Consider the following 13,857-nt stretch of genomic DNA (forward strand, 5'->3'; position numbering starts at 1 on the left):
AAAAAATATAAAAAAACTTCTTTTGATATTTGAAAATATCAAAAGAAGTTTTTTTATCCTCTTAATTTAATATTAAAACTTTTAGATAAAACCTTAATTAAGTTCAATATATATTTCATTTCTTTACTTTTATAAAATATTATAATAATTATTATATTAGGTATTATTATGCATACTATAAACTTAATCAATACGTTAATAAGTGGTGTGTAGTTCACTAAACTGCATAAATAATACGTCGGTAAACTAGCTATAAATAATACTATAATATAAAAAATATATTTTAAAAAATATCTACTAGAACCTTTTCCAAATCCAATTTTATATACTACATAAGGATCGTACCATGTATTAGTTAATAATCTAGCTATGGCAGTTGATAAAAGAACTCCAAAAAGTCCCATTATATTACCTAATATAAAAGATAGTATTAGATTTATAGCTGCTGTTAGTAACAACAAGTATCTACCTTTTTTAAATATTCCCATAGTGTTTTTATATGTCCATACTGCATTTTGCATTCCAACCATATAAAAATTTATAGCAAGCATAATTGCTATTGATGAAGGTAAAATATACTTTTCTCCTATCCATAAATGTATAACATCATTTATTAATAAAATTATACCTATTGAAGAAATTCCAAATAACCAAAAATTGCAAAAGTTTATTATTTCAAACATGCTTTCTTTTCTTTCATTATTTTCTTTTGCATTTAAATTGCCTATACTTGCAGTTATACTATTAAACAATTGCTGTAATACCCTATTAATAGCACTTACTATCATTGTATAATTTGATAATAATCCAACAATAGATAAACCTGAAATATATGTAATGATAATATTATCTGTATTCATAACTAATACACTACCTAGTTTTACAAGTACTAAAGCTCTAACATCTGCAATCAACTTTTGTTTTGATTTTTTACTTATTTTAAGCCTTTTATACTTTTTCATATATGGATACATTTTATCTGCAATAATTGTAGTAATAATATTTTGAAGTATTACACAACCTGATTGAACAATTAGATATAATATAAAATTTCTAGTAAGTAATAGTACAATTATCTGCAAAATAGTTTGTACAAAATAAACTCCATAAGTAATTAGAGTTGATATATAGCTCTTTTGATCAGCAATTATCAATGAACTTTTATATGATGCAAAATATGTAATTGATGTATTAAATAAATATATCAAATATATTATATAAATACTCTCTTCTATATTAGGTTTTTCTCCAATTATTATATTTAAAAATGGTAGTAAAGCTAATCCTAGTATAAATACAATTACTCCAATAGATGTATATGCTTTAGAGTAAAAGTTCATTAATTTTGTTATTTCTTTCTCATCTCTATAAGCTAATGGTTTATATAAAGCATATATTATTGCTGTACCTATACCTAAATCAGCTAAAGATAGTATTGATAGTATATTAGTAAATAAACCATTTACTCCTAAATATTCAGATGATAAACATTGGATAAAAATACCCCTATTTATAAAACCAGCAAGTATATATATAAATTGTCCTACAAATCCTGCAACTATATTTCTTATCGAATTAAATGTCCTTGAGTCTCTATTCATGTTATATCTCCTGTTTTTTATTTCATATAAAAATAGTGTGTACAAAATTAAAATTGATACACACTTTATTTTAGCTTCTTTTACTTCTAATAATATCAATTATTATATATGCTACAACTATAACTGTTATTATTATTACTATATTTATTATCCATGAACTTATATGTCCACCATATCCAAATGCTCTAAATGGGTTGAAGTATCCTCCAAAAAATCCACCTCCTGAAATTGATCCACCTGGGTACCCTCCATCCGAGCTATAATCTTTATTATTTGACCCACCCGAATTGCTACTACCATCATTGTTACTATCTTTAGGAGGCGTGGTTGAAAAGTTTCCAGAGTCTGGTTTTATAGTACTTGAATTACTATTAGAGCTACTCCCACTATTAGGGCTTGTTGTAAAACTTCCTGAATCTGGCTTAATAGTGGTTGAGTTATTCTTTTTATTACTACTACTTTCAGAATTAAAGCTACCAGAGCTTGGTATTTTCATACTATTTAATTTATAACTCTTAGGCCTTGGGCTTTTTGACGTTGCACTATTGTAGATCCCCGCTGACGAAGTAACTGAATATAAATTTACAGAGTTTAGTTCATCTGCATAACTAACTATATCACTAAGTGCAAAACCAATAGATGTAAATAATATAGCAAAGATAATTAAGAAACTTATACGCTTCTTTTTGCTTCTTCTCATACTATACTCTTAACCCCATTTCTATAAACTTATTATTTATTCTCACTAATTCATATTGAGTGTTATCAGTTATTACAGAATCATAACTTTCTTCTCCCTTAAACTTAGAGTATTTTAATATATGTTGATTATCATAATCCTTACTATCTATCAAATATACATATCTAATATAGTTATTATTTTCATCCTTTTCAATTAAGTATGCCTTAATATTAAATAGGATTGCTTGATTTCCATTGTATAAAGTCACAGTATCAATACAATTAGTTAATAATGAATCTGATTTATTGCAATTTAATACGTATTCATTCTCTCTACAATTAAAACAGTGATCCATAGTACATTTACTTATACAATTTATACACTTACACTTACTACATTTTTCTAATTTTTCTAAAGCTATAATTTTATCATTAGTTAAATATTTATTTATTTTTGTATCAATATCTTCTTCTTTACTAAATAACTTTGTAAATAATCCTTTCTTTCTTCTATTGTCTCTTTCTAATATTTCTAAAAAATTCATATAATCTTTTAATATATCTACTCTAGATAGAAAACTTCTTTTCTTTAACTCATTCTCATCTAGCATTTGATTTAAATCATCAGATGCAAATACTAAATCAGTATATAATTTGTTGTACTTATTTTTTTCTTCTTCAATTCTTGTGCTCATTTAAATAAAGCCCCCTCAAAACTACTTATTCTAATAAAAGGTAGACAGTAATAACCATCTACCTTTTATTTAAGATATTTATATTAAATGACTATTATATTTTATCGAAAATTATTTTTCCATTTCTTTTTTTATTCTCTCTAATTCATCACTAATCTTTGAATCTACAGTTGGTGAATTATTTATATAATCATCTAGCATAGCATCTTCATCTTTGAGTTTTAAATCCTCTAATGCTTTCCCATAACTCTCTTTTTGTGATACTTTCTTCTCTAACTCATCTAAGTTTATACCATCATTATCATTAAGACCTGCTAAAGTTTCATTTATCTCATTACTTATTTCTGCAATATCAAGTCTAGTAGCTAATTCCTGCTTTTTAGATTTCATTTTGGATATTTCTATTTCTAACTCTTGTATTTTATTTTTTATTAATTGTATCTTTTCATCATGATCTTTTATTCTAGAATTAGTTTGAGATATTTTTTCTTCTATCTCTATTTTTTGTTTCACAAAATTTTGAGCTTTTTCAGTATCTTCCTTTAATATAGCCACTTTTGTAGCTTCCTCATATTTACTTGACTTTTCTTGTAATTCAGCTTTTTCTTTCCTTATATTATCTACAGTTGCAATAAAATTTGCACATTGTTTTTTTGCATCTATTAATAATTTCTCTTTTTTACCTATAGATAATTCTAATAATTCAATTGGATCTTCATGTTTTTCTAATGCTTTATTTGACTTAGCACTAACTACATTTTTTAGTCTTTTAAAGAAACTCATTTTTAATCTCTCCATTTCATTATTTAAAATAATCTTAACAATTATGTAATAATAACATATTATATGTTTATATACTATCATAATTAATTTTAATTTAAAAGAAAATAATATTTGCTGTTTTATCATATTAAATTCATATTTGTGTATAATTAATATTATATTATAAATATGAATTTAATGTGAAATTTAGGAGGTTATTATTTTGAGATATGTATTAGTAAGTGTAGTAAAAAATGAAGCAGGTAATTTTAATAATAATTTAAGAAAAGATATTTTTAATAAATTTAAAATTAAATCCTCTAAATTACCGGCACACTTTACGATTAAGTCTCCATTTGAAGCAAGTAATATTATAGAATTAGAAAATACTTTATCTGAATTTGTAAAAAAACATAAAAGTCAATCTTATATAATTAAAGAATACGATAAATTTGATAATAGAGTCATTTTTATGAAAGTATTTATGAGCAAGGAAGGAAAGAGGATTCATGATGAACTAATAGATTCTTTACAAGATATATCTTATATAAATTTTGATAAGTATGATGGAAAGGATAAAGTATTCCATGTAACTATAAGTAGTAAAAATATAAAAAAGAATTTTTTTGAATTATGGCATTATATAAACCAATTTCCTTGTGACTTTAAATGTAGTTTTGATAATATATGTATTTATAAATGGTTAGATAATAATTGGATATTGCATAAAGAGTATAATTTTTAAATTTTTATATTTATTCCTACTAGGAATTTTAACTTATATTTAATTTTCAACAATAAAAAATATAGTTGACTTATTACACTAATATTTTTAGTCAACTATATTTTTTATTTACTCAGACTATATCATCTATTTTCACTTTCCAAATCTAATAAAAATTGTTTTATCTTTAGACCTCCTGCATATCCAACTAACTTTTTATTACTTCCAATTACTCTATGGCACGGTATTATAATAGGTATAGGATTTGTGTTATTAGCTAGACCCACTGCTCTGCATGCTTTAGGATTTTCTATGCTAATAGCAATATCCTTGTAACTATTAGTTTCTCCATATGGTATTTCTAAAAGCCTATTCCATACACTAAGTTTAAAGTCTGTGCCATTTGGTTTTATTGGTAAATTAAATTCTTTTCTTTTTCCATTTAGATATTCATTTATTTGGACACTTGCTTCTTTTATAAGGTCTGTTTCTAGAATTTCATAGTTATCAAGATTTAGCTCTTTGTTTTCAAAATATATATTAGTTATATATCTATTTTCCTCTGCTATTCTAATTCTGCCAATCTTAGTATTATAGCAATATAAAAATTTCATTTTTTTCTCCTAAAAATATTTTTAATTAATTCTATTCAAATAATATTATATACAATTTTATATTAAAAAGCTTTATAAAATTACTTTTATCAAGTTAGTAATAACAATTTAACACATATAAAAAAGCGAATTGTAGAACTCTACAATTCGCTTTTTTTATTAAACACTTACAGATTCATTTACTGCTCTATTTGAAGTTATAACTTGCGTAGCTATATTTACTGAATGATCAGAAACTCTTTCTAAGTTACTTATTATATCTAAGTATATAACACCAGAATCTATGCTACAAACACCTTCATTTAATCTCTTCATATGACTTCTTCTATAAGAAGTTTCCATGGCATCTACTTGCTCTTCCATTTTTATAACTTTACAAGCTAAGTCAATATCACCTTTTTCTAAAGATTCTAATGCATAAGTATATGTTTCTATAACCTTATTATACATTTCTAACAATTCCGCTTTACCATCTTCAGACATATTTAAATCATTATTTATCATACTTTCAGCTAATTCAGCTATATTTTCAGCATGATCTCCAACTCTTTCTATATCATTTATTGTATTGAATAGTTTATCTATCCCTTCTATACAATCATGACTTATAGATGTTTTAGATAATTTTAATAAATAATCTAATATAATTTTTTGTAATTCATTTATTTTTTGTTCTTCTTCAAATACTACTTTTACTTTTTTATCTGACTTTTCTAATAAACCATTCATTGCATTAGTTAATGCTTTTTTAGCTTTATTACCCATTCTTATTGTTTCTTTAGCAGTGTTAGATAAAGCTATTGATGGTGTTGTTATCATTCTTTCATCTATAAATTTAACAATCTTAGTATCTTCTACATCATCTTCCTTCTCTGGTATAAGTTTCATAGTAAGTTTTACTATAAGCTTAGAGAATGGTAATAATATTATTACGTTTACTAAGTTGAATAATGTATGTGAATTTGCTATTTGTCTACTTACATCATTTGGATCTAAGTGAGTAACTACCATAGTTATTGGCTTAGTTAAAACTAACATAAACACTAATGTACCTATTATATTAAATACTAAGTGCATAGTTGCAGCTCTTCTTGCATTTTTGCTTGCACCTATACTTGATATTATCGAAGTTATACAAGTTCCTATATTTTCTCCATATAATATAGGTAATGCTGATGCTAAAGGTATTAATCCTTGAGAAGAAAGTGCAAGTAACATCCCCATTGAAGCACTTGAACTTTGAACTATTGCTGTTATACCAAATCCTAATAGTATACCAAGTATTGGATGATGCCCAAAAGAAACTAAAGCATCTGTAAATCCTTTAAATTCTGATAAAGGTTTAACTGCATCTTTCATAAAGTCCATACCTGTGAATAATATACCAAATCCAATTAATATTTCCGCTATGTGCTTAGTTTTAGAATTTTTTGCAAATAAATAAAGTATTATACCTATTCCTAATGCCATTGGTGCTATACCAACTAAATCAAGCGATACTAATTGAGCTGTTATCGTCGTACCAATGTTAGCACCCATTATAACACCAATCGCTTGAGGTAACGTCATTATACCTGCATTAACAAACCCTACGACCATTACTGTAGTTGCACTACTACTTTGTATTATAGCTGTAACTAAAGCTCCAACTAAAACACCCATTACTACATTACTAGTTAAAAGTTCAATTATCCTTTTTAATTTTGCTCCTGCTGATTTTTGAAGACCATCTCCCATAAGAGTCATACCGTATAAGAAAAGACCTAGTCCTCCCATTAAATTAATTATGATTTCCACTACTATTTCCTCCTAAATATCAATTGCTAAAATTAAATTTTTGTTTTATTCGCTTATTTAGTACATTTTTATTCTACCAATAAATTTAACATTTGTTGTTAAATTTATGTTAAGTTATTTCATATTCCGTTAATTGAAAGTTAAGCAAAAGTTAAATCTAAGTTAAACAATATAAAAATAAAGTTATTATTAAGTTTTAATGTTAAATTTTTACATCATTTTATGTATATTGTTAAATTTTTTATTTATATAATGTATTAATCCTTGATTGAATTTATCTAAAGAATTAAAATAAAGTAATAATAAACTTTACTAAATATTCGAAAGGAAAATTGATGAAAGAAATCTACTATGAAAATTTATTAAATATTAATACTTTTGGAGAAGAAAAATGGACAGATAAATTTAAACACTATCATCCTTATCAGGCAACATCATATTCTGCTTTAGATGAATTATTTCGCAATTATCAAGTAAATGAAAATGATTATATAGTTGATTTTGGATGTGGTAAAGGTAGACTTATTTTTTATATAAATTACTACTTTAAAGCAAACTGCTGTGGTGTTGAAATGAATGTTGATTTTTATAAATCTTGTTTAAATAACAAATCTTTATACTTAACAAAAAATAAGAACTCTAAGTGTAAGATTAAATTTGAAAATAAACTTGCTCAAAATTATGAAATTAGTTTATATGATAACAGATTTTACTTCTTTAATCCTTTTTCTATACATATTTTTATTAAGGTTATAGATAACATACTAAACTCATTAGAAAAAAATATGAGACCTGTAGAATTAATTTTATATTATCCATCAGATGATTATATTTATTATTTAGAAAATAACACTCCATTTATTATTAAAAATGAAATAATTCTCGATAGTCTATATAAAAAAGATAATAATGAAAGATTTCTAATATATAAACTAGCTTATTATTAAAATTAAAATAGGAGCATATCATGTGTTATAGTATCCTGATATGTTCCTATTTTTGTGCTTTGCTTTATTATAATATAATTTATAATAGCTATTTACTTAATTCTTTAAATAATTCTTCTTCAGATTGTTTTATTGTAAGAATTCCATCTATTTTAACAACAGCCTCTTTTTTATAAGATCTGCATTGTCCTATACAACCTCTTTGAATTTTTTCTGTTCCTACTACTTCTGCTAATTTATCTAAGTCCACATTTGAACAGTATGGGCAAACTCTAATCACATTTATCATGTCTAAATCCTCCTAAGTAATTATCATTACTTATTTTATATCCCTTATATACCATCATTAAACAGTTTTTAATTATTATTTTAAATAATTTCTAATTATCGATTATATAATATAAAAGAATCTCCTTAAATTTAAGGAGATTCTTTTATATTTAAAATATTTTTATATTTATTTTTCTATCTGTAAACCTCTAATCGAGTCCTTTATCTCTTCTAAACTCTTTCCAATACTAGATTCTATTGATGCTACAAATGCACCTTCTACCAAACTAACCTTACAAATTTCTACTTTCTCACTAATAGATTCATCTAACATATCTATAGCTAACTCTGCATTCATAAGTGCACTTCCTATGTCAAAAAATATTAAAACACCATCATCACTATAAGCTTCTTCTATTGCTTTCATTATTTTTATAGGATCAGTACCTATTCTACCATCATCAGTACCACCTGCAGTACATATTTTTACACCTGAAGCCATCTGACATATAAGTTCTTTTAAACCTTCTACGAGTTTATTACTATGTGATACTAATACTACTCCAACCATAATTATTCCCCTTTTATATATTCATATATTGTTCTTATTATTAAATAACTAGAAGTAGCACCAGCATCTTGATGTCCTATACTTCTATCTCCAAGATAACTTGCTCTACCTTTAGTAGCTTTTATATTTTTTGTTTCTTCTACCCCTTTATATGATGCCTTTTGAGCATTATACAAACAATCAACTGTAGATAATCCTTCTTTTTTAGATTTAATTAAAGAATCCAGCGCTGGCTCTATTGAATCAATCATAGTCTTTTCACCAACTACAGCTTTCCCTCTCATTTTTATTCCTTCAAGAGATGCTTTTAATACATTTATTAAGTCATCTAAATTCATTTCATTTTTATTGTTTAGAACTTGTGCTGATTTCATAAATGCAGTTCCATATAATGGTCCCGAAGCTCCACCTACTGTTGAAACTAAAGTCATGCCTATCTTTTTAAATGTATTTCCTAAATTTTCCCCATTATCATCAACTAACTTTTCTCTTACAGCTTCAAATCCTTTACTCATGTTAAGACCATGATCTCCATCACCAATAACTGCATCTAGCTCTGTTAGATATAATTTATTTTCACTAATTACATCAGATATCTTATTTATTATCTTAATTACCTCATACCCTTTTATACTCATCAATAATTATCTCCCTTCAGATGAAATACTATAATACTTTTAATCCTAATGTATCTGCTTTAGCATCTAATAGTTCCTTTAGCTCATCATCAAGTTTTAATATACTTACTGAATATCCAGCCATTTCAAGAGACGTCATATATTCTCCTATAAATGTTTCGTAAATTCTTATCCCTTTGTTAACTAATATTTCATTAACTGTTTTATTAGCAATATAAAGCTCCATAAGAGGTGTTGATCCTAAACCATTTATCATTACAGCGACTTCTTCGCCTTTTTTTATTTCTATATCAGCTAATATTTTTTCTACTAAATGAGTAGTTATATCATTAGCAGTTGATATTTCTTCTTTATGCGTTCCTGGCTCCCCATGTATACCCATACCTATTTCTATTTCATTTTCTTCTAGTGTAAAGTTTGGCTTTCCTGATGCTGGAACTATACAAGGGCTAAGTGCCATTCCCATACTTCTTACATTTTTAATAACTTTATTGGCCACTTCCTTTACTTCTGATAATGGTGCGCCACTAGTTGCTTTAGCTCCTGCTATTTTATGTACAAATACAGTTCCAGCTATTCCTCTTCTCCCTGCTGTATATAAACTATTTTCAACAGCTACATCATCATTTACTACGACATAATCGACTTCTATACCATCCATTTCAGCCATTTCTTTTGCCATTTCAAAGTTCATTACATCTCCAGTGTAGTTTTTAATTATAAGAAGTACCCCATGTCCGCTATCAACCTCTTTAATAGCTTCATAAACTTGATCTGGCGTTGGAGATGTGAATACTTCTCCACAAACAGCAGCATCAAGCATACCATATCCAACAAATCCACCGTGTGATGGTTCATGTCCACTTCCTCCACCACTTACTAAACCAACCTTTCCAGATACTGGAGCATCTTTTCTAACTAATATATTTCCATTATCACTTTTTCTTATATAGTTTGGATGTGCTAATACTAACCCCTCTATCATATCAGCTACAACATTATTTGGATCATTAATTATTTTTTTCATTATAAAATCCCCCTTTGAAAACATATTCCTTTTATAATATTATATCACTAATGATTATTTTGTAATTAACTATCTTTCATAAATATTATTTTCAAAGCTATCAATAGCTACTATTAATTTAAGATTTTCAACTTCTAACCTTCTTACCGCTTCTGCACCTAAGTAATCATATGCTATAATTTCACAAGATTTTATTGCATTATATAATTTGATGATATTATCTTCACTAACTTGTCCCCCATTATTTTTATTTATCTATAAAAATTTTATTTTTTTCACTTTAGACATATTAGTTTCTATTGCTACTTTAGCTACTTCCTGCGCTACTCTTGATGCTACTCTTTTATCAAAAGCACCCGGTATTATATAATCTTCACTTAACTCTCCTTCACTTATTATAGAAGCTATAGCTTTAGCAGCTGCAATCTTCATTTCCTCTGTTATATCACTAGCTCTTACGTCTAGTGCTCCTCTAAATATTCCTGGGAAAACTAATACATTATTAATTTGGTTTGGAAAATCTGATCTTCCCGTTGCCACTATTCTAGCTCCACCCTTTTTAGCTTCTTCTGGCATTATCTCTGGAATTGGATTTGCCATTGCAAATATTATTGGATCATTTGCCATAGTTGAAACCATCTCACTAGTTACACAGTTAGGTGCAGATACCCCTATTAACACATCTTTATTTCTAATTATTTCTTTTAAACTTCCTCTTTCATTGAACTTATTTGTTATTTTAGCCATTTCCATTTGTGCTTCGTTCATCCACTCTTCACCTACAGCAATAGCGCCTTCTACATTTACAAGAACTACATTCCCAACCCCAAATTGTAAAAGTAGCTTACAAATTGATATTCCTGCAGAACCAGCTCCATTAATAACTACATTAATATCTTCCATTTTTTTATTAACAAGCTTTAGTGCATTTATTAACCCTGCTGCAACTACGATTGCTGTACCATGTTGATCATCATGAAACACAGGTATATCTAGTTCTTCTTTAAGTCTTCTTTCTATTTCAAAACATCTTGGTGCTGATATATCTTCTAAATTTATGCCTCCAAAAGTAGGGGCTAAATATTTTATTGTTTTCACTATTTCATCTACGTCTTTAGTATTTAAACAAATAGGAAATGCATCAATTTGTCCAAATTCCTTAAATAAAATTGCCTTTCCCTCCATAACTGGCATCGCTGCCTCTGGTCCAATATCACCAAGACCTAATACAGCTGTACCATCTGATACTACGGCTACTAAATTTCCTTTTGCTGTGTATGTATACACATCATCTTTATTTCCATGTATTTTTTTACAAGGTTCTGCAACACCTGGAGTATATGCTATACTTAAATCTTCTCTTGTTTTAACTCTTATCTTTGAAATTACTCCTATTTTACCCTTGTTATCTTTGTGCATTTCTAAGCTTAATTTGCTATAGTCCATATTTTACTCTCCTTTGATGTAGAAAATTTCACTCTGTATTTATAATTATAACAGATATCATTTAAGTAAACCTATTAATAATAATATTAAAACATATCCTTTTTTCATTTGTAAAAATTTTAATGTTGTGTTATAATTAATCAGTTATCAAACAATAAGGAGGACAATTTAATATGTCAACAAAACATAAAGTTATTAACATCGCAGTTATAGCCCACGTTGATGCTGGTAAGTCAACTTTAGTTGATGCTTTCCTACATCAATCTGGAACATTTAGAGATAATGAAGTAGTTAAAGATTGTGTAATGGATAGTAATGACCTTGAAGCAGAAAGAGGTATAACAATATATTCTAAGAACTGTTCTATAAACTACAAAGATTATAAAATAAATATAGTAGATACACCAGGACATAGTGACTTTTCATCTGAAGTTGAACGTGTTATAAAAACTGTTGATACTGTTATATTACTAGTAGATGCTAGCGAAGGTCCAATGCCTCAAACAAGATTCGTTTTACAAAAATCATTAGAAGCAGGTCTTAGACCAATACTATTTATAAATAAAATAGACAAACAAGATCAAAGAGCTGAAGAAGTTGTTGATGAAGTATTTGATTTATTTGTTGATTTAAATGCAAATGATGAGCAATGTGAATTCCCTATAATATACGGTATAGCTAAGCAAGGTATAGCTAAAAGAGAGCTAGATGATGAAAGTACTGACTTATCACCTTTATTCGAAACTATAACTGATCATGTTAGTGCTTATCCTGATTATGATAGTGAGCCTTTACAATTACAAGTTTCTGCTCTTGCATATGATGATTATGTTGGTAGACTTGGTATAGGTAGAGTTTATAAAGGAACTGTTAAGAATGGTGAGCAAGTCTCTATATGCAAAGCTGATGGAAGTATCGCTAGAGGTAGAATAACTAAGCTTACAGTTTATGAAGGATTAAATCAAATAGAAAAAGCTGAAGCTTATTCTGGTGATATAGTTGTTGTTGCTGGTATAGCTGATATATCTATAGGTGAAACTATATGTAATTTAGAAAACCCACTACCAATGGAAATGATACACATAGAAGAACCTACTCTATCAATGAATTTCTTAGTTAACGACTCTCCATTCTGTGGTAAGAGTGGTAAATTTGTTACTACAAGACATATAAAAGATAGATTAGATAAAGAATTAGAAGTTAATGTTGGGCTTAAAGTTGAGCCAATGGATACTACTGATGGATATAGAGTATCTGGACGTGGAGAACTTCATTTATCTATCCTTCTTGAAAACATGAGACGTGAAGGTTATGAAGTAGGTGTTTCTAAACCAGAGGTTTTAATGCATAAAGAAGACGGCAAGTTATTAGAACCTATGGAAAGAGTTATTGTTAACTGTCCAGAAGTTTACTCAGGTACTGTTATAAACAAATTAAACCTTAGAAAAGGTCTTATGGAATCTATGTCTATAGAAGGAGATTACGTAAAAATAGAATTCATAGCTCCAACTAGAGGATTATTAGGTTATAGAAGCGAATTTATAAATGATACTCGTGGTGAAGGTACTCTAGTTCGTTCATTTGAAAGATATGAAGAACATAAAGGTGAAATACCAGGAAGAAGTAATGGAGTTTTAATAGCTCAAGGTGCAGGAACAACAATGGGATATGCTCTTAATGCTTTAAGTGAAAGAGCTCAAATGTTTGTAGATCCAGGTGTTGAGGTCTATGAAGGTATGATAATAGGAATGAACTCTAGAAAAGAAGATATGGTTGTTAACCCTTGCAAAAATAAAAAGTTAACTAACGTTCGTGCTTCAGGTTCTGATGATGCTATAAAATTACAACCTGCAAGAATATTTACACTTGAAGAAGCTCTAGAATTTATAGATGATGATGAATTAGTTGAAATAACTCCAGATTCTATAAGATTAAGAAAAAGATTCTTAAATGAGCATGATAGATTAAGATATAACAAATCTAGACAATCTAAATAATATATAATAAAAGGAATGCATGTTTATGCATTCCTTTTATTTTCTCATAATATATATTAACTTTAATTGATAATATCCTCTATGTAA

Annotated in this window: 15 protein-coding genes; 3 read left to right on the top strand and 12 right to left on the bottom strand. The window is 27.3% G+C overall.

Going from position 1 to position 13,857, the window contains the following annotated elements; all coding sequences use genetic code 11:
- Positions 1 to 53 precede the first annotated feature (53 nt).
- From HF520_RS06020 to HF520_RS06035, 4 genes are all read right to left on the bottom strand, one after another.
- On the bottom strand, positions 54 to 1,601 hold the full coding sequence (locus HF520_RS06020) for a lipopolysaccharide biosynthesis protein (RefSeq protein WP_168573160.1): 1,548 nt from the start codon (positions 1,599 to 1,601) through the stop codon (positions 54 to 56).
- A 70-nt stretch (positions 1,602 to 1,671) separates the two neighbouring features.
- On the bottom strand, positions 1,672 to 2,301 hold the full coding sequence (locus HF520_RS06025; RefSeq protein ID WP_168573161.1) for a hypothetical protein: 630 nt from the start codon (positions 2,299 to 2,301) through the stop codon (positions 1,672 to 1,674).
- A gap of 1 nt (position 2,302) precedes the next feature.
- Complete coding sequence (locus tag HF520_RS06030) at positions 2,303 to 2,977, bottom strand: hypothetical protein (RefSeq protein ID WP_168573162.1); 675 nt, start codon at positions 2,975 to 2,977, stop codon at positions 2,303 to 2,305.
- A gap of 111 nt (positions 2,978 to 3,088) precedes the next feature.
- Positions 3,089 to 3,760 carry a PspA/IM30 family protein gene (locus HF520_RS06035; protein WP_168573163.1) on the bottom strand — a complete coding sequence of 224 codons (672 nt, stop codon included), beginning with the start codon at positions 3,758 to 3,760 and terminating at the stop codon, positions 3,089 to 3,091.
- A gap of 202 nt (positions 3,761 to 3,962) precedes the next feature.
- On the opposite strand from HF520_RS06035, the gene HF520_RS06040 reads away from it, so the two are divergent.
- Complete coding sequence (locus tag HF520_RS06040; protein ID WP_168573164.1) at positions 3,963 to 4,484, top strand: 2'-5' RNA ligase family protein; 522 nt, start codon at positions 3,963 to 3,965, stop codon at positions 4,482 to 4,484.
- A gap of 122 nt (positions 4,485 to 4,606) precedes the next feature.
- On the opposite strand, the gene HF520_RS06045 is transcribed toward HF520_RS06040, so the two are convergent.
- On the bottom strand, positions 4,607 to 5,077 hold the full coding sequence (locus HF520_RS06045; protein ID WP_168573165.1) for a methylated-DNA--[protein]-cysteine S-methyltransferase: 471 nt from the start codon (positions 5,075 to 5,077) through the stop codon (positions 4,607 to 4,609).
- 159 nt (positions 5,078 to 5,236) lie between these two features.
- On the bottom strand, positions 5,237 to 6,874 hold the full coding sequence (locus HF520_RS06050; protein WP_168573166.1) for a Na/Pi cotransporter family protein: 1,638 nt from the start codon (positions 6,872 to 6,874) through the stop codon (positions 5,237 to 5,239).
- 335 nt (positions 6,875 to 7,209) lie between these two features.
- On the opposite strand from HF520_RS06050, the gene HF520_RS06055 reads away from it, so the two are divergent.
- Complete coding sequence (locus tag HF520_RS06055) at positions 7,210 to 7,821, top strand: SAM-dependent methyltransferase (protein WP_168573167.1); 612 nt, start codon at positions 7,210 to 7,212, stop codon at positions 7,819 to 7,821.
- A gap of 88 nt (positions 7,822 to 7,909) precedes the next feature.
- Here the strand turns inward: HF520_RS06055 and HF520_RS06060 are convergent, their stop codons facing one another.
- The 6 genes from HF520_RS06060 to HF520_RS06085 all read right to left on the bottom strand — a co-directional run bounded on the left by HF520_RS06060 (position 7,910) and on the right by HF520_RS06085 (position 11,773).
- A complete protein-coding gene (locus tag HF520_RS06060; RefSeq protein ID WP_243155209.1) occupies positions 7,910 to 8,110 on the bottom strand; it encodes a DUF1450 domain-containing protein in 201 nt (66 codons plus the stop codon).
- Positions 8,111 to 8,278: 168 nt separating this feature from the next.
- On the bottom strand, positions 8,279 to 8,662 hold the full coding sequence (gene dhaM, locus HF520_RS06065; RefSeq protein ID WP_168573168.1) for a dihydroxyacetone kinase phosphoryl donor subunit DhaM: 384 nt from the start codon (positions 8,660 to 8,662) through the stop codon (positions 8,279 to 8,281).
- Between the two features lie 2 nt (positions 8,663 to 8,664).
- On the bottom strand, positions 8,665 to 9,300 hold the full coding sequence (gene dhaL, locus HF520_RS06070; RefSeq protein WP_168573169.1) for a dihydroxyacetone kinase subunit DhaL: 636 nt from the start codon (positions 9,298 to 9,300) through the stop codon (positions 8,665 to 8,667).
- A 28-nt stretch (positions 9,301 to 9,328) separates the two neighbouring features.
- A complete protein-coding gene (gene dhaK / locus HF520_RS06075; RefSeq protein WP_168573170.1) occupies positions 9,329 to 10,327 on the bottom strand; it encodes a dihydroxyacetone kinase subunit DhaK in 999 nt (332 codons plus the stop codon).
- Positions 10,328 to 10,396: 69 nt separating this feature from the next.
- Entirely contained in the window at positions 10,397 to 10,582 is a 186-nt protein-coding gene (locus HF520_RS15450; protein WP_168574772.1) for a fumarate hydratase C-terminal domain-containing protein, read from the bottom strand.
- Positions 10,583 to 11,773: an NAD(P)-dependent malic enzyme gene (locus HF520_RS06085; RefSeq protein ID WP_168573171.1), complete on the bottom strand. Its 1,191-nt coding sequence runs from the start codon at positions 11,771 to 11,773 to the stop codon at positions 10,583 to 10,585.
- Between the two features lie 173 nt (positions 11,774 to 11,946).
- Here HF520_RS06085 and typA point away from each other — a divergent pair, with 173 nt between their 5' ends.
- Complete coding sequence (gene typA, locus HF520_RS06090; protein ID WP_168573172.1) at positions 11,947 to 13,770, top strand: translational GTPase TypA; 1,824 nt, start codon at positions 11,947 to 11,949, stop codon at positions 13,768 to 13,770.
- Positions 13,771 to 13,857 lie beyond the last annotated feature (87 nt).

The organism is Romboutsia sp. CE17, from assembly GCF_012317385.1.
In the GTDB taxonomy this organism is placed as follows: Bacteria; Bacillota; Clostridia; order Peptostreptococcales; family Peptostreptococcaceae; genus Romboutsia_E.